Here is a 19,427-nt window from a genome sequence, read left to right as displayed (position 1 = left end):
GCCACCTGTGCCCGGCGCCTCGGTCACCGGCGACCCTCGCCCAGCGTCTTCCACCAGGTGGCCCCGAGCAGCATGGTCATCACCGCCGCGCGGCGGCCCGAGATTCCCCGTTGCGCGGCGACCTTGCGGGCGGCCGGAATCTGCGCGGCATGCACCCCGACGCTCAGGACCGCATCGATCCAGAAGACCACCCGCAACCACCGGGCACGGAAGGGCCGCACCACGCCGACGATCAGGAACAGCCAGCCGAGCACCGGAATCGAGCGCAGCGCCAGCACCGCTGCGGGGTTGGTCGCCGGGACCGCACTACCGGCCGACGCGTAATGGTGGCCGTTTCGTGCTGCGTTCACCGCACACCGATCCCTCGATAGGTCACTGCCGCCGCGGTGGGTCCACCATCGGCGGCGACGAACAGCAACGGCCGCTCGGTCAGTCCCGCGTCGCGCGCCGCCACGAACGCGGCGGTCAACGCGGAAGTGTGTGCGTCCGAGTCGAAGTCGTCGGTCACCACCGCGCCGACGCCGAGCTGTGCGGCCAGTTCACCGGCGAAGTCGGCCGTCGGTTTGCCGCACAGCAGGACCACCCCGGCGGGGTCGATATCGTCGGCCGCCAACGCCTCTCGCGCCGCGATCGCGGCGTGTTCGACGAGTTCGGCTGTCCCGGAATGTAATTCCACCGTCAGCGCGGATCGACCCTGCGCTCCCATCTCGGACAACCTGACGTAGCCCTGCGGGTCGGGCAGTACCTCGCCCGCGCTCACATGGACGCCGCCGAAACCCGCGGCGTCGGCGGAATTCTCGAGCACGAACGCTGCTCCGACCGGCTCGAACGCGAATTCCGCATCGGCACGCCCCGACGGATGCGCGTCGCCCGACACGACAACCACATGCCCGGCGGGTAGATCCGCCAGCAGCGACGCGGCCACCCCCACCGCGTTCACCACCCCGCAGGCGCCGTTCATCAGGTCGAACGACAAACACGGCACGTCACCACGCCGATAGTCCAATCCGATGCCCGCCGCCTGTTGGATCAGCGCCGCGATGGCGGGCTCCACGAGGTTGGCATCGCGATAGACGCCCACATTGATCAGTGCGTCGACCTGCTCCGGCAGGCACCCGGCTCCCGCCAGCGCGTCTTGCGCGGCCGATGCCGCCTGTCCTACCGAGCTGACTCCGCCGCTGCGCGTCACGGCCGAAGAAATGATGATTCCCATACTGTCCTATACCCGCAGATCGCCGATTGTCACCGACAAGAATCCGGCGACCACCCCGGAAGCCGCCGGCACGAGCAGAACTTTCGACCCCGGTGCGATCAGGCCCTGTCGCAGCGCGTCGTGCAGCACCACGAAATGGGAGGTCGACGCGGTATTGCCGTATCTGTCCAGTACCGCAAGGCCCGGCGGCATCGCCGCGTCGAACTCGCGTTCGGCGATCTTGTTGATCAAGTCCACCGCGGGGCCGCTGAATTGGTGATGGATCAGGTAGTCGTAACCCTCCGCGGCGAAGCTGGAACCGCGGGCGGCCAGGAACTCCAGCTGCCGCGAGGTCCACAGCAGGTACCGCGACTCGTTGTGCATCGACCGATTGTCGGTATAGAGCGCGACTCCCGGCCCCTGATCGCTGGGCATGCCGAGGCACAGTTTCGCGAAAGCGGCGCTGGTATTGAGCTCCACGTAGTCGAGTCCCGGCCCGTCGGTGCCGTCGAGCACCACGGCCGCACCGGCGTCGCCGACGGTGAGCGAGGCGAACTGCGGGTCGTACTTCTGCGAGATCTCCCGCACCGCGGTATCGGCGATGGGCGTGATGCATTCCCCCGACACCACCATGCCGCGACGCACCGCGCCGGATCGAATCATCCTGTCCAGCACCAGGACTCCGGTCAGCATCCCGGCGCACGCGTTGGACACGTCGAAGTGGATCGCCCGCGTCGCGCCGAGCGCGGTGCGCAGCATCAGCGCGAACGACGGTTCCAGGCAGAAGTCCTCGCCGCGGGTCCGGGTGATCGAGCAGGAGATGATCACGTCCAGGTCGGCGGGCGCATAGCGCGAATTGTCCAGTGCGCTGCGGGCGGCGGCGAGGGCGATGGTGAACGAGTCCTCGGCTTCGCCGCGCACCCTTCGCGCCCTGACCCCGCTGACCTTCTCCAGATCCAGCGGCGCGTCGACGGCAAGCTGTGCCAGCAACTGCGCCGTGGTCACTTCTCTGGTCGGCAGATACGCGCCGACGGCTTCGATTGTCGAACTCAGCATGCTTGTTCACTTCCGGATCGCGCGTGACGCGCAGACCACCACCAGCGCATCTCGTCGATCCTAGCCACAGACCTTCACTATTCGGGCCTGCTCGATTAGATTCTGCCGGGGTGTGGAGTTCCGCCCGACGCCATGAACTAACCCTACTCGCCGCCGGTCAACCCTGGCTGCCCGGATTATTGCTGCTCGGACGGTTCGCGCGCCCGATCCGCAAGGTTCCCGAACTCGGCTGGTTCGTCGCCGATCCGCTGGTGGCCCGCCAGATCTACAACGACAGTACGCATTTCAGCATCGTGTCCGAGGGCGCGGCCGGGCACTGGTGGGCGCAGGTCATCGGCGACTGGGTCGAGGATCTGTTCGAAGGTCCCGGCCATACCGACCTGCGGACCAAGGTGCGCGACCTGTTCACCCTCGCCCACACCGACGCGCTGGTCGAGCGCGTGATCGGCCCCGACCTGCGTGACCTGCGGGAACGCCTCGCGGCGGGGGAGACCGTCGATATCGCCGCCCGCGCGCAGATCCTGGTCGGCCGCAGCGTTTCCGACCTGGTCGGTATGCGCCCCGAGGACATCGCCGCGGCCATCGGCGGCGACTACACCGACGACCAGGACGCGCTGTTCCTTCGCCTGTTCCATCACGTCGAGGAACTGGTCAACCTGGGTTTCGGCACCATGGCCTCGACCACGCTCGATCCCGTCGCGCTGGCCCGCGCCCGGGAGCTGGCGACCCAACTCGCCGTCAACGTCCCTGACGCCTACGCCCGCGCCGATCCGGACACCACCCTCGGCCGCTGCCGCGAACTCGGTCTCGACGTCGAGCACGCGGGCGGTTTGGCGATCCTGATGGCTGTGGCGGGTACCGACACCCTCGCCAGCGCCATGACCAGAATGGTCGCGATCATGCACGACACCGGCCAGCACCGCGCCCTGCTCGCCGCGCCCGGCCGTCTCCCCGACGCGGTCCGCGAGACCCTGCGGGTGACGAGCCCGGCCTACCTGGTCGGCCGTTCGGTCACCGCGGACGTCCGCGTCGCCGACCGTGACCTGCGCGCGGGCGAGCACGTGAAGATCCTCACCTGGACCATCAACAATGCCGCGGGTGAGTTCCGCGTCGACCGGGACTACAACCCCGAAACTCGCCAGCTCTGGTTCGGTGGCGGCCGCCACCTGTGCCTCGGCGCGCAACTTGTCCACTCCGAACTCACCGCGCTCCTCGAGGCCTTGACCGCCGCCGGGCGCCCGTGGGAGATCGTCGAACGGCGCTACCGCCGCAAGGTTTTCATTCCCACCTACGAGAAGCTGCGCATCCGCCTCGCGCGCTGAAGCCCACGAAGGCCCCGTCCATCCGGACGGGGCCGACGCGGCGAGGATTACTGGTTCTCGGGGGCGTTGATCCGGTTGTTGAAGCCGATGCCGATGGCGATCGCGGCGGGGACGCCGGTGAGCACCAGGCCGGCGGCCGCACCCAGCGGGATGCCCACGGCGGCACCGGCGAGGCAGCCGGCGAGGCCGGTGGTGCCGCCGAGGGCGAGCACCGGGATGCCGAGGATCAGGCCGCCGGCGGCGCCGATGGCGCAGCCCGCGCCGCCACCGATGAGGGTGCCGACGAGGGTGCCGATGGAGGTGATGATGCCGAGCTGGGTGGCGGCGGCGCCGACGGCGTCGTCGAAGGCGTCCTGTCGGACGACGTCCTTGAGCATGGTCGACGGGCGGGCCGAGGCCACGTCGGTGTGCGGGGTCAGGAGGGCGCGGGTGCCGTCGATGGCGGCGTCGATCGGGTACTCGAGGTCGTCGAGGGTGTAGGCCAGCGGCATCGCGGCGACGATATTGCCCTGGCCGTCGCGCACCTGGAACTGGTTGTTCGCGGTGGTGAGCGAGCCCGCGTCGGTCTCGACGACGACCGCGTTGCCCTCGATGCCGGTCTTCCAGTTGATGCCGGGCAGCACCTGGTTGACACCCTGGTTCACACCGTCGAGGAAGGCCGGGACAGGCGCGGGAGCGGGCGCCGGAGCGGCGTGCGACGTGCCGGTGGCAACGCCGAGCGCGGCAATGACGAGTGCGGAGGTCGCGGCAACCTTGCTGAAGTTCATGAATGCAGTCTTTCCCTCAATGGCGATGCCCCCTGGGGAGCGCAGGCCCTCGATCGAGCACCCATGATCAAGTGTCCAATTCTTTGTTGCTGAAATGTAACTTGATATGCCGAAAGGGTTCAAAACGGACAGTGATGTGCGTCATTGCCGGTGAATTCGATTAGTGGTGAACGACTTTCACCATCCATCGAACCACCGTGATCTGGAGCACATCAATGACGAAGTCCGGTCACCAGCCGCAACCGCCGTGCGAGGTCGGAGGCGAACACCCGTTCCGGGTCGACTCGATCCCTGACCCGACGCCATTCGTCGAGTCGTGGATACATCGTCGCGATCATCTCCGGTGTGGTCCGTGATTCCTTCGCGAAATACAGGCGTCCACCGGCCGCCCGCACCCTGTCGTCGAGGTCCACACAGAACCGGTCGAGGCCGCTGGTCAGCGCGAAATCCAAGCTCAGCATGTATCCGGGATGCGGCCACGACAGCGGTGCCGGATTACTCGCACCCATGCGCTTGAAGACGTTGAGGAACGAGTGATGCCCCGACTCGGCGATGGTCCGCACCGCGTCGGCGAGCTGACGCTCGGCACCGAACGGCATCGAGAACTGATACTGCAAGAACCCGCGCTTGCCGTACGCCCGATTCCATTCGCCGAGCAGATCGAGCGGGTGATAGAACTGCGTCAGATTCTGAATACGCCCTCTGGCCCGCCGGGGAAACAGGCGATGAGCGGCCTCGGCGGCAATGCGGGTGGTCACCGAATTGACCATCCCGTTCGGAAAGATATCGGGCACGGTGAACAATTGCGGCGCATCGAAATTCAGGGGTTTGCTGCGTAGCCGCGGCGGCAACTGATCGAGGGTGGCCAGCGAGCCTCTGCTGAATCCGGCCCGCCCGAGTTTCGCTCCGGTGGAAATGGTGTCCGGCACCGCCATCGAGTAGTCGTACCCGTCGTCGGAGCCGCCGGTGAGCAGCTCCATCGTCTCGTCGAGATCGCGGGTGCGGTCGTTGTCGACGAGGAAATACGCGGTCTCGGTGTGCTTGCACCGAACTCGTGCGCCGACGATGATGCCGGTGAGTCCCATCCCGCCGACCGTCGCCCAGAACAGGTCCGCGTCGGGCCCCTCCGGCGTCAGGGTGCGCACCGACCCGTCGGCGGTCAGCAGCCGCATCGACACCACATGATTGCCGAAGCTGCCCTGCGAATGATGGTTCTTGCCATGGATATCCGCACCGATCGCGCCACCGACCGTCACCTGCCTGGTACCCGGCAACACCGGAACCCACAGCCCGAACGGCAGCGCCGCCCGCATGAGCGTGTCCAGGCTGATGCCCGCCTCGACCTCGACGATCCCGCTGTCGGGATCGATGCTGTGGATCCGGTCCAGCGCGGTCATGTCGACGACCAGACCGCCCGCGTTCTGCGCCGGATCCCCGTAACTGCGGCCGAGCCCGCGCGCGATCACCCCGCGCGGTCCCGCGGTTCGCACTCGTTCGGCGATCACCGCGAGGTCGCGAGTGCGCAGTACCTCGGCGACGGTAGGTGCGGTGCGGGCCCATCCGCTGAGGCTGCGGCACGTGCTGGTCGGCTTCGGTTGCGTGAATGTCACAGGGGCACACGCTAAAACCGGTTCCTGTGCGCAGCCTGAGGTATTCGTGCGGTTATTGGGGAGATGCTCGATGAGGGCTGAGGGTGCCTTCGCGCATTGTCTCGATGCGGGTGCAGGCGGCTTCGAGGAGGGGCTCGTCGTGGCTGATCAGCAGCACGCCGAGGTCGGCGCCCGCGCGGGTCATGACCAGGCGGACGATGGTGGCGGTGGTGGCGGCGTCGAGCATGGCGGTGGCCTCGTCGAGGATGAGGTAGCGGGGGTTCTGGGCGAGGGCACGGGCCAGGCAGGCGCGTTGGAGTTGGCCGTCGCTGAGGGCATGGGGGCGGCGGTCGAGAAGATCGGGAGTGAGACCGACGGCGCGAGCCAGCGCCGCGAGGTCGGGGACCGGCGCACGGCGGATGCGGGCGGGTTCGGCGATGATCCGGGCGAGGGTGAAGTGGGGATTCGTCGCGGCACGGGGGGATTGGAAGACCATGGCGATGGCGCCGCGAGCTCGGCGGGGTGGTTGTCCGTCGACGGTGACGGTGCCCGTGGTGGGCGTCAGCAGTCCGGCCATCGTACGGGCGAGCGTGGTCTTCCCCGATCCCGAGTCGCCGGTGATCCCGACGATCTCGCCGGGGGCGATCCGCAGGTCGATCCCGCGCAGCACACCTCGCGCGCCGTAGCCCGCGCTCAGGGAATCGGCGATCAGCATCAGGACCTCCGACTGCGAATCATGCGCGGCAGCCGCGCGATCAGCTGCGTCGGACCACCCGCGTAGGGGCAGTGCTCGGACAGGTTCGTCAGTTCTCGCGGGGGATGGGGCAGTGGGCGCAGGCCGCGTTCGGGCAGGGCGGCGAGCAGGTCGCGCGTGTAGTCGTGCCACGGATCATCGAGTACATCCGCGGCGGGGCCGACTTCCATCAGACGTGACGCGTACATGACCGCGACGGTGTCGGCGATGCCCGCGCGGATCAGATGCCCGAGATCGTGCGTGATCAGCAGAACCGCGGCGCCGCGGTCGGCGCACTCGCGCAACAGTTCGCCGATCTGGTCGGTGCGCGCGCGATCGAGCCCGGAGGTCGGTTCGTCGGCGATGATCACCTCAGGATCACCGGCCAGCGCCGCTGCCACGGCCGCCCGCTGGGCCATTCCGCCGGAGAGCTCGTGCGGGTACAGGTCGAGCGCGGCGGCGGACAGGCCTGCCCGCTCGACGAGCTCGACGGCCGTGTGCGCGGTGCCGAGCGCGCTGATCGTTTCGCTGAGCTGGGATCCGACGGTCCGCACCGGGGTGAAGTAGGTGCTCGGTGACTGGGGTATCAGGGCGATGTGGCGACCGCGATAGGGGCGGTGGTCGCGGAGGATATCCAGGGGTTCGACCGATGGGTGGGCCGAGCCCGCATCACCTGGCAGTAGGCGAACCGACCCGGTGATCACGGCTTCGGGCGGCAGTACCCCCATCACCGCACTCGCGACAATCGACTTCCCACAACCGGATTCGCCGACAAGCGCGGTGATCTCGCCCGCGGTGATATCGAGGGACACGTCGGTCACCGCGTGCACCACAGCATCGCGGCGCACCGGAATCCGCACGGTCAGCGCATCGAGGGACAGGCGGGCGCTTCGCTCGGAACCTTCCTCGCCGTTCACCCGACCGCCTCGGCCGTCGCGACGCGAGGTCGGCGGGCGCTTCTCGGTAGCGACGAGTTCGGGAGCGCTCGGAGAAACGGGCCGTGTCATCGCGCCATCCTCGACGGTTTCGGCGGGGCGAGCAGCCCGCGCAGTGACGATCCCGCGACAGCGACCGCCACCGTCGTGAGCACCAGCAATCCGGCGGGGAACACCAGCGTCCACCACCCGCCCAGCAGCAGCGATGTGCGTGCCTCTTCCAGGAGCGTGCCGAGGCTGGGTTCGTGCGGAGGGAGCCCGAACCCGAGGAACGACAGGGTCGACTCGTGCCAAATCGCGTGGGGCAGTAGCAAAACCACCGCGATCAGGGCCTGCGGTGCGACGGCGGGCAGCACGTGCCCGATCAGCAGGTGGGTGCGACTCGCCCCGGCGACCACCGCCGCCGACACGTATTCGCGTTCGCGCAGACTCAGGCTCTCCGCCCGCACGATCCGCGCCACCTGCACCCAGTGCGTGAGCCCGATCGACAACACCACCGCCAACGCGTTGCCCCGGAACAGTGCCACGATCACGATCCCGAGCAGCAGGTGCGGCAGCGCGTTGGCGGTATCGGCGAACCGCATCACCACCCGGTCCACCCACCCGCCCGCCAATGCCGACACCGCACCGACGAGCACTCCGATCACCGTCGACACCGCCGCCGCGCACGCCGCGACGATCAGCGAGGTCCGCAACGCCGCCGCGATCCGCACGAACAGCGACCGCCCGGCCGAGTCGGTCCCGAACCACCACTGCCCCGAAGGCGCCTGCCGCGCGTTCGCGAAATCGGTCAGCCGCTCGTCGACCCCGTCGACCCACGGCGCGATCACCGCGTACAGCGCGACCGCGACCAGCACCGCGAGCGCGAGGAACAACCGTCGCCGCGCGGCCTCGTGGGTGAGCTCGCGCCACCGCTCACCCATCGGCGCGCACTCGCGGATCGAGCAGCACCACCGCGACATCGGCGAGTAGCGATCCGAGCATCACCGCGCAGGTCGTGCCGACAGTCAGCACGGCCAACAGCGCCATGTCCAGATTCTTCGCCGACTGCACGAAAGCGCCCGCGATCCCCGGCCACGAGAAGATCTCCTCCACCAGCACCGCCCCGACCACGACCTCCGGCAAGCGCGCGCCGAGGATCGTCACGAACGGGGCCAGCGAGGTCGGCAGAATATGGCCGCGAGTGATCGTCGCGGTGTCGATGCCGCGCGTGGCGGCGCCGACCACGAAATCCTCACCACGATTGCCCGACACCGACTCCCGCACGGCCAGCAGTAACCACGGCACCTGTGAGACGGCCAACGCGGCGGCGGGGAGCACGAGATGGCGTGCCACCTGACCGAATCCGACCTGTGCCCCGGCATCGGTGAGCCCGGCGGGCGGCAACCAACCGAGTCCGACCGCGAACAAGCCGATCATGGCCAGCGACACCACGAACGGCGGCAGTCCCTGCATCACCACACACGACGCGGTGACCAACCGGTCGATCAACCCGCCACGACGCATGCCCGCCCAGACGCCCGCGCCCAGCGCGACGATGATCGCGACGCTCATCGCGACGAAGACCAGCAGCATAGTCCACGGAATCCGTTGGGCGAGAAGGGTATTCACCGGTTGAGCGAATCCGCGGGAAACGCCGAGATCGCCGCTGAACACCTCGCCGATCCAGCGTCCGTACAGCTGATACCACGAAGCGTCCAGCCCGAGTTGATCCGTGAGCATCGCCCGATCCGCCGCGCTCGTCGTCTCGTACCGAGCGCCGAGATAGCCCACCAGCGGGTCGAAGGGCGACACCGCCGCCGCGGCGAACAGCGCGGCCGACACCGCGGCGAGCACCGGAATCAACGCCGCCAATCGCCACCCCACCATCGCGGGCAGGCCGCGTCCGCGAACGCGGCTGCGCCCCATCAGCGGGTCCAGGTCTGTAGCGACCACCACGGTCCCCAGGTGACGCCGTGCGCGTGCGGCTCGAGAATCGGCCCCGACATCTTCCAGGACGAATCCTTCACCACATAGGTGTGATCGAGGTGCACCAGGAAGACGTAGCTCGGATCCTGGGCATACCGGCTCTGTACGTCCCGATACGCCGCGGCGCGCACCGCGGGATCCACACTGCGCCGCGCGATGTCGAGTCGCGCGTCGATCACGGGATCGGCGTGCCTGCTCGCGTTGTCGTACGGGCTGCCCGCGCTCGGGTCGAGCAGCGGTGAGTGCAGGGTGTTGTAGGCCTGGGTGTCGGGATCGTAGGGCTCGCTACCGCCGCCGAGCAGGATTCCCGCCTGCGCGATCCGCGGCTCGATCCGCTCCCAGGACAGCGCCTCGAGATCGACCTCGATGCCCACCCGCCGCGCATCGGAGGCGAAAGCCAGCGCGAGGTCGCGGCGCACCGTGTCGGTGGAGTTGTACATCACCGTGAATCGCGCGCGCACACCGTTTCTCGCGCGCACGCCATCGGAGCCCACCCGCCATCCCGCACCGTCGAGAACCTGCTCGGCACGCGCGCGATCGAAGGCGAAAGACACTGCCGGGTTGTGGGATTCGCCGTACACCGCGGCGAAGGGCGTGTAGGCCGGTCGGCCGTAGCCGCCGAGGATATTGTCGATCATCGCCTGACGGTCCACCGCGTGGTTCAGGGCCAGCCGCACGGCCGGGTCGCCGGCGACAGGATCGCCCTCGGGCATCGACACGCCGCGCCAATCCGCGGATATGTTGGACCGCACCGACATCCGCTGCCCGAACGTGGCAGCCAGCAGTGGCGGCAGCGAGGTGCCGTCGAGTTCGCCACCGGCCATGCGCTGTGCGCGGGTGTTGTCGTCGGGCACATAGAGCAACGTCAGCTTCTTGACCGAAGGCGCACCACCCCAATAGCTTTCGTTCGCCTCGAACACCGCCCGCGTCGGCTCCAGCGCCGTGAGCCGGTAGGGGCCGGTGCCGATCGGTGCGGTGTTGAGCGGTGATTCGGTCGCGGGACCCGGCGTCGCGAGGGCTTGGGACGGGGCGATCCCGATCAGCAGCTTGGTGGGGAACGCGGCATACGGATGACGCAGGGTGAACCGCACCGACAGCGGGTCGAGGGCCTCCACCCGGTCGATCATCGAGAACGACGACCGTGCCTGCGAGGCCGACGCCGGATCCAGAATCGCCCGGTAGGTGGCCACCACATCGGCGGCGTCGAACGCCGAACCATCGCTGAACCGGACCCCCGGGCGCAGCGGCACCGTCCAGGCCGTCGCGTCGGCGTCGGGCGTCGGCAATGCGGTGGCCAGAGCGGGTTCGAAACCGGGTAGGCCGGCGCCGCCGGCGAGCCGCAGTAGTCCGTCATAGACCTTGGCCTCGCCTGCCGCGCCGTACCCGGCGACCGGGTTGTATCCGCCCAGCTCATACGCGTCGGCGAGCACGAGCGAGTCGGTGGACCCGCTCTCGGGCGCTCCACAGGAGGTCAGCACGACCGCCAACGCGGCCCCTACAGCGAACAGCGGCCGAGTGCGCACCCATCATCCCAACATGTCTATCTGAACAGATGAACAGATATTAGCCGTGGGCGATGCCGTGCTGTCCACTCGGCGATTAAGCTGGGCGTCGTCATGGGAGAGCCACGCACGCTGCACGGGTCGCCGGTCGAACTCGGTCGTCGCGCGATCGACGACGTCGAGATCGCGCAATGGGCGCAGCGCTTCGACTTGCTCTCCGATCCCGGTCGCCTGGAAATCCTGCTGTGCCTGCACCGCTCACCCGGCATCAGTGTGGGTGAACTGGCCGCCGCGGTCGGCCGCAACGAGAACGCGATCTCCCAGGCGCTGCGCGTGCTGCGGCACGAGGGCTGTGTCGTCTCGAGCCGCGAGGGCCGGTCGGTCACCAACCGGCTCGCCGACCCGATCATCCACGAAATCCTGCACACCATCGGTGCCGGACACTGAGCCGTCAGGCGGCGGATCCGGGGCGGACGATCATGAGAACGACCACGGCCGTCCACAGCAGGTTGTAGATACCCGCGAGCATCGACAGCACCCGCAGGCGCTTGCCGTCGTCGGGCTCGTCCAGGGCTTCGCGCTGCATCGGCACTATCTGCACGGCCAGTAGCCCGCCAGCCACCGCGGTCGTCACCATCGCGGTGGTGATCCAGATTTCGTTCATCCGGCCCTGGATAGTGGCCAGCACGATGCCGATCACCGGCACGATGATCGCGAGTTTCGCGTAGTTCCCGGTGATCCGGTGCAGGGCGACCGCGACCGGGCGACTGCGCACCGACTCGGGGTCGGGCCCACCCGCGACCGGCGCGTATCGGGGAAAAAGACTGGTGGCGACCGCTGAGCCGCCGACGAAGACGATGCCCGCGAGCACATGCACGGACAACAAGACGTGTTCCACCTACCGACTCCCATCCAACCTTCAATGTGTTTGAAGCCTAGCTCGAGCTTCAGTGGCATTGAAGGTTGGCTTCGTCACGGTCCGGGTCGCGGGGGAGTCTCGCCGGCGAACGCGTCGACGATCGCCGCCCCGACCCGCCGCAGAATCGGATCCGATTCCGCGCCGAACAGCTGGGTGTCCACCCGCGTCACCGCTTTTCGCGCCTGGGCGAGCAGCTCCGCGCCCGCCTCGGTCAGCTCGATCGTCGACGCCGACCCTGCCCGCGCCGTCAGGTCCCGCACCAGCCCCGCCCCGACGAGACCCTTCACCGCGGCGTGCACACTCTGCACGCTCGTCCCCGACATTCGCGCCAACTCACTGAACGATGCCCCCGGCACCCCATTGATATGTCCGAGCAACCCCAGCCGGGCCACCGTCAGATCCAGCGCCCCCAGTTCCGCTCCCAGCGCCGCCTCTACCCGCCGCGACATCGTGATCACCAAAATGCTCGGGCTCATGGTCGGGGGTCCAGGACGTTCGTTCTCGGTGGTCACCCCCTCATTTTCCCGCACGAGACCCCGATCGTCGTGGTCGGCGGAGCCGAACCAACCCGTGCCCGCGAAATAGCCTCGGGCCCAGCGGGTTTACCGGGCCCGGGCGGACCCTGGCTCGCGGTTCCGGTGGTCGGTACCGCGTACTGGGCTAGGCGGGCATGGCGGGGAGGGTTCTCGTGTGGGTGAACTCGGGGGTGACGGTGATGATGTCGCAGGCGGCGACGATGCGGTGGGGCAGGTCGGTGCCGAGGTGGGTGAGGCTGGGGGTGACGATCGCGGCGGCTTCGGTGGTGATGACCACGTCGAGCAGGCGGCCGATCGGATCGGCGGTGCGGTCGCTGAACACGACGGTCTTGGTGAAGCGGTAACCCAGGCGCTCGGCTAGGGAACGGATCTGCGTTTCGTCCCAGGACTGGGCGACACCAGAGATGTCGCGGCGCAGGTATCCGATCGCCGGTGGCTTCATGGGGATGACGGTACCGGCGGACAGTGTCGTGGTTGTGAACGCGAGCGAACGCGAGTCGAATTCGAAATCTGAACGAGATCTATTTCGGATTTGGATCCGCCCGGGGACCATGGCGTGATCTACTGCTCGCCACTCGGACGAATCAGCGCTTCGACGACGTCGAAGGCGTCCGGCACACAGTTGGAGAAACATGATGGTGGACAGAAGAGTGCAGCGCTTGGCCGTGTTCGCCGCCGCGGCGGGACTGGCGATGACGGCGTTTCCCGGATCGGCCGTAGCCGCGCCGGGGACGATCACCTGGGACGACGGCAACAGCCGTTTCACCAGGACCGTATCGAACACCAACCCGGTGGTCGGCGACACGATCACCGTGACCACGAAGTTCGAGCGCACCGGCATCCCGGTGGAGTACATCTACTCGATCAAGGACCTGCACCCGGCGTGTCTGACGCCCGTGGCGGGCTCGGCGAAGATGTCGGGTAACGCCGTCTCGATCGACACGTCGTCCTCGGACTGGATCCGGGCCGAGTTCGGGATCACCAAATACCCGGTGTACCCGAACATCTCGCCGAAATCGCAGACCTTCGAGATCCAGTACACGGTCGGCGTGAACTGCGCCCGCGACACCCCGCTGCCCACCTCGATGCACTACGGCGGCTCGCTCGGCGACGGCACCTACCAGGCCAAGGGGCCTGCGGTCACGGTGTCGGCCGACGCCGTGTCCAGCACCACCATCACCGCGGTGTCGGGAGCGCAGGTCGGCAAGGCCGTCACGTTGGAGGCGAGTGTGACCCCGGCCGCGGCGGGCGGCACGGTCCAGTTCAAGGCGGGCGACAACGTGCTCGGCGACATCCCGGTCGGCGCGAACGGCAAGGCGAGCATCGTCTGGACGCCGGGCGCCCCCGGTTCGTACAGCATCGGCGCGGCCTTCTCCGGGCGTAGCGGAGTGGCGAGTTCGTCGAGCACCGCGACGGTGACCGTGGCCGAGGTGCCGACCGACGGTGGTGGCGACGGTGGCGGTGGCGGCGGGCTCAACACGGGATCGTTCAGCTTCTGAGTCAGCTCCGGCGCGGAACGGTCGCTACCACGCCTCATTGGCGATCAGGGCGGTCAGCAGCGTGCGAATCGCGGCCACCCGCCGTTCCGTGCCGGGCAGTTGATCGAGCGCGCATTCCGGATCGGCCGGCGGGCCGAGATGGGTACAGCCGCGCGGGCAGTCCTCGATGGCGCCGGCCAGGTCGGCGAACGAGGCGATCACATCATCGGGGGTGATGTGGGCCAGACCGAACGAACGCACGCCGGGGGTGTCGATCACCCACCCGCCCTCCGGCAGCGGTAGCGCCACCGACTGGGTGGAGGTGTGCTTGCCCTTGCCGACGCCGGACACCTCGCCCACCGCCCGATAGGCATCGGGCACAAGACGATTCACCATCGTCGACTTGCCGACGCCGGAATGTCCGATCAGTGCGGTGAGCCGGTCGTGCAAGATCTCGAGCACCGGCTCCATCGGATCGTCGATGCCCGCGTAGAGGATCGTGAGATCGAGACCCTCGAAGGCGGAAGCGAATTCGGACTCCGCGACGAGGTCGCGCTTGGTGAGCACCAGAATCGGTTCCAGCCCACCGGCATACGCGGCCACCATCGCCCGCTCGACGAAACCGGTGCGCGGCGGCGGATCGGCCAGCGCGACCACGATGAACAACTGCTGTGCGTTGGCGACGACGATGCGTTCGAACGGATCGGTGTCGTCGGCGGTGCGGCGCAGCACCGTGCCGCGCTCGCTCACCCGCACGATCCTGGCCAGGCTGTCGGGCTTGCCGGTCAGGTCGCCGACCACGTCCACCTGATCGCCGACGACGATCGGGGTGCGGCCGAGCTCGCGGGCGCGCATAGCGACGATGCGCCGGTCGGCGTCCCCGTCGAGCACGCATCCCCAGCGGCCGCGATCGACGGCCACCACCATGGCGGCCGCGGCGTCGGCGTGCTGTGGACGGGTCTTGGTGCGGGGACGCGACGACGCCTTACCCGGGCGCACCCGGACGTCGGATTCGTCGTAGCTGGCTGAGGATCGACCCTGGCGGCTCAGCGCGCCACTCCCTCGCCGGATAACGCGGGAGCCAACATCTGCTCCCACAGCGCGACGAAGGTCGGCAGGGTTTTGGCGGTGGTGCCGATGTCCTCGATCTCCACGCCGGGCACGCGCAGGCCGAGAATCGCACCGGCGGTGGCCATGCGGTGATCGGCGTAGGAGTGCCACCGACCGCCGTGCAGCGGGGTCGGCACGATCTCGAGGCCGTCCTCGGTCTCGGTGACATCGCCGCCGAGGCGATTGATCTCGGCGGAAAGTGCCGCCAGACGGTCTGTTTCGTGGCCGCGCAGATGGGCGATGCCACGCAGTCGCGACGGGGAATCGGCCAGTGCGGCCAGCGCGGCGACGGTGGGGGTGAGTTCGCCGACGTCGTGCAAATCGATGTCGATGCCCGCCAGGCGTTGCGGGCCGTGCACGGTGAGGACGCCGTCGAAGATGCGGGCCTCGGCGCCCATCCGGACGAGGATCTCGCGGATCACGTCACCGGGCTGGGTGGTGCCGCGCGGCCACATCGGGATGCTCACCTCGCCGCCGGTCACCGCGGCCGCCGCCAGGAACGAGGTGGCGTTGGACAGGTCGGGTTCGATATCCCAGTCGACCGCGCGGATCGGGCCCGGCGCCACGGTCCAGGTCTGCGCATTGCCGGAATCGGCGGGGGTCTGCACGGCCACATCGGCGCGGCGCAGCATCTCGACGGTCATCTCGATGTGCGGCATCGACGGCAGGGGCTTGCCGTCGTGGTGGACGGTGATGCCCTCGTCGAAGCGGGCGGCCGAGAGCAGCAGTCCGGACACGAACTGCGAGGAACCCGACGCGTCGATGGTGACGGTGCCACCGCGCAGCGCGCCGGTGCCGTGCACGACGAACGGCAGCGCGTCACCGTCGACATCGAGGCCGAGCTTGCGCAGGGCGTCGAGGATGGTGGTCAGCGGGCGCAACTTCGCCTGCTCGTCGCCGAAGAACGCGACATCGCCGGTGGCGAGGGCGGCGGCGGGCGGCAGGAATCGCATGATGGTGCCCGCGAGACCGCAGTCGACAGCGGCGCTGCGCAGGGGCGCGGGGGTGACCTCCAGGATTTCGGCGTCGCCGGTGATCTCGGTGCCGAGGGCGCGCAGGGCTCCGATCATCAGATCGGTGTCGCGGCTGCGCAGCGCACCGGTGAGCGTCGAGGGCCCATCGGCCAGTGCGGCCAGGATGAGCGCACGGTTGGTGATGGACTTCGATCCGGGCAGGGTCACGGTCGCGTGGACGGGGACCTCGATATGGGGCGCAGGCCAGAAACTCACGTCCCCATCTTCGCTTATGTGCGGTTCGGACGCACCGGTGGTGCGCTTTTCGGCGTGGGGTGGCGTCGTGGGCGAGGCGTGCTGTCGGTCCCCGCGCGTATGTTGACCACTATGTGTGGACGATATGCGACGACCACGAATCCGGGCCGACTGGCGGCCGAGTTGGACGCCGTCGACGAGACGGGGCTCGACGAGCCGGACGCCGCCGTCAGCTACAACGTCGCGCCGACCACCCAGGTGCTCACCGTCGTGGAGCGCCACGCGCACGGCGAACCCGACGACGACCCGCGTCTGCGGATCCGGCGGATGCGCTGGGGCCTGATCCCGCACTGGACCAAGGCGGCCGAACCCGGCGTACCCGCCAAGGGCAAGCCACTGTTCAACGCGCGCGCCGACAAGGCCACCACCGCGCCCTCGTTCCGTGATTCAGCGAAGCACAAGCGTTGTCTGGTGCCGATGGACGGCTGGTACGAGTGGCTGGTCGAGCCGTCACCGACCGGCAAGGGCAAGGCAGTGAAGCGGCCGTTCTACATGTCGCACAGCGACGGCTCGCTGCTCTATATGGCCGGACTGTGGTCGGTCTGGCGCGATCGCGGCCTGCCCGATGCCGAGCCGCTCATGTCGTGCACGATCCTGACCACCGACGCGAGCGGCGAACTGGCCGACATCCACGACCGGATGCCGTTGCCGATGCCGCGCGAGCACTGGGACGCCTGGCTGGACCCGGATCACCCGGCGCCCGGCGAGCTGCTCCAGCCGCCCTCGCCGGCGGAGGTGGCGACGATCGTGGCGCGCCCGGTTTCCACACTGGTCAACAACGTGCGCAACAACGGGCCCGAACTCCTCGTGTCCGACGGGACCAGCGACATCGCGCGGTGAGCGCGCGCAGGTTCGCGATCGATCTGACGCCGCTACGAACCAGTCCCGCGTTCGGCACGCTGTTCCTCGCTCGCACGATCTCGGTGTTCGGCATCGGATTCCTGGTGGTGGCCCTGCCGATCCAGGTCTATCGACTCACCGGGTCGACCGCGCAGGTCGCCGCGGTCGCGACCGTCATCGGGATCTCCGCTTTCCTCGGCACGCTGGCCGGCGGGACCGCGGCCGACCACTACGACCGGCGGACGGTCATCGTCGCCTCGCGCGCGGCCGCGACCCTCGGGTTCGCGTTGCTCGCGGTGAACGCCATGCTGCCCGAGCCGCGCCTGTGGCTGATTCTCGTCTGCGCCGTGATCGACGGACTGACCGGCGGCATCTCCGAGACCGCGCTGGTCGCCGCCATGCCCAATCTGATCCCGTCCGACAAACTGGCCGCGGGCGCGGCGCTGATGGCGCTGACGGCCGATCTCGGCTCGATGGCCGCACCCGCGCTGGCCGGGCTGCTCATCGCCTGGCTCGGGGTCGCCGCCAACTTCTGGCTGGCCGCCGGTGCGAGCCTGGTGACGACCGTGCTCATCGCCCGGCTCGGCCCGATGATCGTCGAGCGTGGGCACACCGAATCACCGCTGCGGGCCGTGCTGTCGGGATTGCGCTTCGTGGCCGGGCACCGGATCGTCGGCGCGACGCTGCTGATCGGCTGCGTGACCATGTTGATGTCGGGGTGGACGGTGCTCGTCCCGGAATATGTGAGCGAGGTACTGCACGGCGGCGAGGCGACCGCGGGCCTGTTGTTCGCCGCGCCCGCGGTCGGCGCGGTGCTCGGATCGCTCACCTCGGGCTGGACCGGGTCGATCCGTCGGGGCGGACAGGTGATCTTCGTGTCCACCCTGGTCTGCGCGGCCGGGATTCTCGGGGCAGGCCTGGTCGGCGTCACCGTGGTGGTCTTCGCGGGTCTGGCCGCGCACGGTGCGGGCCGGGTGGTCAGCGATATCGCGCGATTCGCGGTGGTGCAGGCCCGGACACCCGACGAGTTCCGTGGTCGGGTGTCGGGCCTGTGGACCGCGCAGCTCACCATCGCCCTGTCGGCGGGCGCGGTGGTGGCCGGTCTGGTGTCGAGCGCCGTGCCCACCCGCGAGGTCTTCCTGGTCTACGGCGCGGGCGGCTGCGCGCTGACCGTCCTCGGCTGGTGTGGGCTCGCCACACTGCGAAGGGTGGGCAGCACCGACTAACCCGTCGCGGCGATCCTGGCCAGCTGCGGGGTGATCCGCTCCAGCGCGAAGCGCAGCGATGTCGGGGTACCCGCCGACAGCGCCTGCACGGTCGGATCGTTCTCCGGCAGTTTCACGGCCCGACCGTCTCGAACCACGGCCAGCGAATTGATCAGGGTGTCGTTCTCCAGGTCGGCGAACGGCAACCCGATGGTCGTGAAGAGCGCGGTCTGCGCGTCGAGATCGCCCACCCGTTCCACCGGGACCTGCGCGAAGAACCCGGAACTCTGCAACCGGGTGACGGGGGGATTGGGCACGAACCCGAGTTCGGCGAAGAAGTCGAAGCGCGCGTCGCCCGGCAGGTAGGCGCCGTACGCGGTGCCGAACTTGGCGCTGTAGACGAAGGTCTTGTTCGCGAATTCCGGGTGCTCGCGCTCGACGGTCTCCTGCGCGGTCGTGGTCTCGGCGATGATCTTGTCCGCCTCGGCGCGTTTGCCGAGGGCCGCGCCGATGATCTCGGCCTGTGTCCGCCAGTTCACCGCGTAGTCGGCGGTGCCGTCGGGCGCGGTGACGACCGGCGCGATCTTGCGCAGATTGTCGATGACCGCGCTGTCGGCCTCGGCGCGCACGTCGAGGATCAGGTCGGGATCGAGTTCCTCGATCTGCTGCATATTGAACTCACCGGCGCTCTGCGCGGAGATCAGCTCGGGCGTAGCGCCCCCGAATGCCGCCGCATCCCACTCGCCGACGCCCTTGGTGGCCGCGCCGAAACCCATCCAGTCGTAGATGGCCACCGGCGCCACGCCCAGCTCCGCCGCGACCGCGCCGTCGGACCAGCCCAGCGCCACCACTCGCGGCTGATCGGGCAGCGAGTAACCGGGCGAGCCGTCGGGGTCGTTGAACACCTCGTGGGTGTCGTTGTCGGATTTCACGCAGGCGGTCGAGGCCAGGATCATGCTCGCCAGCACCGCGACGGCCACGCTGAGACGTCGTGTCGACATGGTTCT

The 19,427-nt window shown here is 68.8% G+C and carries 21 protein-coding genes; 5 read left to right on the top strand and 16 right to left on the bottom strand.

Going from position 1 to position 19,427, the window contains the following annotated elements; translation table 11 throughout:
- Nucleotides 1–23: 23 nt before the first annotated feature.
- Genes NA12_RS15415 through NA12_RS15405 form a run of 3 tightly spaced genes read right to left on the bottom strand, consistent with a single transcriptional unit; the run spans nt 24 to nt 2,248 of the window.
- Nucleotides 24–350: a hypothetical protein gene (locus NA12_RS15415; protein WP_243654708.1), complete on the bottom strand. Its 327-nt coding sequence runs from the start codon at nt 348–350 to the stop codon at nt 24–26.
- Nucleotides 347–1,213, bottom strand: coding sequence for a hypothetical protein (locus tag NA12_RS15410; RefSeq protein ID WP_067450698.1), 867 nt, complete (start codon nt 1,211–1,213; stop codon nt 347–349). The genes NA12_RS15415 and NA12_RS15410 overlap by 4 nt, the downstream gene beginning before the upstream one ends.
- Before the next feature lie 6 nt (nt 1,214–1,219).
- Nucleotides 1,220–2,248 carry a 3-oxoacyl-ACP synthase III family protein gene (locus NA12_RS15405; protein ID WP_067450695.1) on the bottom strand — a complete coding sequence of 343 codons (1,029 nt, stop codon included), beginning with the start codon at nt 2,246–2,248 and terminating at the stop codon, nt 1,220–1,222.
- Between the two features lie 110 nt (nt 2,249–2,358).
- Here NA12_RS15405 and NA12_RS15400 point away from each other — a divergent pair, with 110 nt between their 5' ends.
- The gene (locus NA12_RS15400) at nt 2,359–3,570 is read left to right on the top strand and encodes a cytochrome P450 (protein WP_067450692.1); all 1,212 of its coding nucleotides are present in this window, start codon (nt 2,359–2,361) and stop codon (nt 3,568–3,570) included.
- 47 nt (nt 3,571–3,617) lie between these two features.
- On the opposite strand, the gene NA12_RS15395 is transcribed toward NA12_RS15400, so the two are convergent.
- From NA12_RS15395 to NA12_RS15365, 7 genes are all read right to left on the bottom strand, one after another.
- On the bottom strand, nt 3,618–4,337 hold the full coding sequence (locus tag NA12_RS15395; RefSeq protein WP_067450689.1) for a DUF8020 domain-containing protein: 720 nt from the start codon (nt 4,335–4,337) through the stop codon (nt 3,618–3,620).
- Nucleotides 4,338–4,549: 212 nt separating this feature from the next.
- Nucleotides 4,550–5,947: a decaprenylphosphoryl-beta-D-ribose oxidase gene (gene dprE1, locus NA12_RS15390; RefSeq protein ID WP_067450686.1), complete on the bottom strand. Its 1,398-nt coding sequence runs from the start codon at nt 5,945–5,947 to the stop codon at nt 4,550–4,552.
- Between the two features lie 52 nt (nt 5,948–5,999).
- The gene (locus NA12_RS15385; RefSeq protein WP_084472790.1) at nt 6,000–6,641 is read right to left on the bottom strand and encodes an ABC transporter ATP-binding protein; all 642 of its coding nucleotides are present in this window, start codon (nt 6,639–6,641) and stop codon (nt 6,000–6,002) included.
- Entirely contained in the window at nt 6,641–7,666 is a 1,026-nt protein-coding gene (locus NA12_RS15380) for an ATP-binding cassette domain-containing protein (protein ID WP_084472789.1), read from the bottom strand. Before NA12_RS15380 ends, NA12_RS15385 begins: the two co-directional genes overlap by 1 nt.
- Nucleotides 7,663–8,517, bottom strand: coding sequence for an ABC transporter permease (locus tag NA12_RS15375; protein WP_067450680.1), 855 nt, complete (start codon nt 8,515–8,517; stop codon nt 7,663–7,665). Before NA12_RS15375 ends, NA12_RS15380 begins: the two co-directional genes overlap by 4 nt.
- Nucleotides 8,510–9,541 carry an ABC transporter permease gene (locus NA12_RS15370; RefSeq protein WP_067450676.1) on the bottom strand — a complete coding sequence of 344 codons (1,032 nt, stop codon included), beginning with the start codon at nt 9,539–9,541 and terminating at the stop codon, nt 8,510–8,512. The genes NA12_RS15375 and NA12_RS15370 overlap by 8 nt, the downstream gene beginning before the upstream one ends.
- Complete coding sequence (locus NA12_RS15365) at nt 9,502–11,085, bottom strand: ABC transporter substrate-binding protein (protein WP_067450673.1); 1,584 nt, start codon at nt 11,083–11,085, stop codon at nt 9,502–9,504. The genes NA12_RS15370 and NA12_RS15365 overlap by 40 nt, the downstream gene beginning before the upstream one ends.
- A gap of 93 nt (nt 11,086–11,178) precedes the next feature.
- Between NA12_RS15365 and NA12_RS15360 the strand changes: the two genes are divergently transcribed.
- Nucleotides 11,179–11,511 carry an ArsR/SmtB family transcription factor gene (locus NA12_RS15360; protein WP_067450670.1) on the top strand — a complete coding sequence of 111 codons (333 nt, stop codon included), beginning with the start codon at nt 11,179–11,181 and terminating at the stop codon, nt 11,509–11,511.
- 4 nt (nt 11,512–11,515) lie between these two features.
- Here the strand turns inward: NA12_RS15360 and NA12_RS15355 are convergent, their stop codons facing one another.
- The 3 genes from NA12_RS15355 to NA12_RS15345 form a co-directional block, all read right to left on the bottom strand.
- Nucleotides 11,516–11,962 carry a hypothetical protein gene (locus NA12_RS15355; RefSeq protein WP_067450667.1) on the bottom strand — a complete coding sequence of 149 codons (447 nt, stop codon included), beginning with the start codon at nt 11,960–11,962 and terminating at the stop codon, nt 11,516–11,518.
- 74 nt (nt 11,963–12,036) lie between these two features.
- On the bottom strand, nt 12,037–12,495 hold the full coding sequence (locus NA12_RS15350; protein WP_067450664.1) for a MarR family winged helix-turn-helix transcriptional regulator: 459 nt from the start codon (nt 12,493–12,495) through the stop codon (nt 12,037–12,039).
- 148 nt (nt 12,496–12,643) lie between these two features.
- Nucleotides 12,644–12,961: a hypothetical protein gene (locus NA12_RS15345; protein WP_067450971.1), complete on the bottom strand. Its 318-nt coding sequence runs from the start codon at nt 12,959–12,961 to the stop codon at nt 12,644–12,646.
- A gap of 208 nt (nt 12,962–13,169) precedes the next feature.
- On the opposite strand from NA12_RS15345, the gene NA12_RS15340 reads away from it, so the two are divergent.
- The gene (locus NA12_RS15340) at nt 13,170–14,018 is read left to right on the top strand and encodes an Ig-like domain-containing protein (RefSeq protein ID WP_255284085.1); all 849 of its coding nucleotides are present in this window, start codon (nt 13,170–13,172) and stop codon (nt 14,016–14,018) included.
- 24 nt (nt 14,019–14,042) lie between these two features.
- On the opposite strand, the gene rsgA is transcribed toward NA12_RS15340, so the two are convergent.
- Together rsgA and aroA are read right to left on the bottom strand one after the other, a co-directional pair.
- Nucleotides 14,043–15,068, bottom strand: coding sequence for a ribosome small subunit-dependent GTPase A (rsgA, locus tag NA12_RS15335; RefSeq protein WP_371856001.1), 1,026 nt, complete (start codon nt 15,066–15,068; stop codon nt 14,043–14,045).
- On the bottom strand, nt 15,044–16,336 hold the full coding sequence (gene aroA / locus NA12_RS15330) for a 3-phosphoshikimate 1-carboxyvinyltransferase (RefSeq protein WP_132369674.1): 1,293 nt from the start codon (nt 16,334–16,336) through the stop codon (nt 15,044–15,046). The genes rsgA and aroA overlap by 25 nt, the downstream gene beginning before the upstream one ends.
- 111 nt (nt 16,337–16,447) lie before the next feature.
- Here aroA and NA12_RS15325 point away from each other — a divergent pair, with 111 nt between their 5' ends.
- Nucleotides 16,448–17,215 (top strand): SOS response-associated peptidase, encoded by a 768-nt coding sequence (locus tag NA12_RS15325; RefSeq protein ID WP_067450961.1) that lies wholly within the window; start codon nt 16,448–16,450, stop codon nt 17,213–17,215.
- On the top strand, nt 17,212–18,441 hold the full coding sequence (gene entS, locus NA12_RS15320; protein WP_067450658.1) for an enterobactin transporter EntS: 1,230 nt from the start codon (nt 17,212–17,214) through the stop codon (nt 18,439–18,441). Before NA12_RS15325 ends, entS begins: the two co-directional genes overlap by 4 nt.
- On the opposite strand, the gene NA12_RS15315 is transcribed toward entS, so the two are convergent.
- On the bottom strand, nt 18,438–19,421 hold the full coding sequence (locus NA12_RS15315) for an ABC transporter substrate-binding protein (RefSeq protein ID WP_067450656.1): 984 nt from the start codon (nt 19,419–19,421) through the stop codon (nt 18,438–18,440). The genes entS and NA12_RS15315 overlap by 4 nt on opposite strands.
- Nucleotides 19,422–19,427: the final 6 nt, after the last annotated feature.

Origin of the sequence: Nocardia alba NBRC 108234, from assembly GCF_001612665.1 — a bacterium.
GTDB classification, from domain to species: domain Bacteria; phylum Actinomycetota; class Actinomycetes; order Mycobacteriales; family Mycobacteriaceae; genus Nocardia; species Nocardia alba.
Note: the sequence above shows the minus strand (reverse complement) of the source record. Positions and strands in the feature narration are given on the sequence as shown.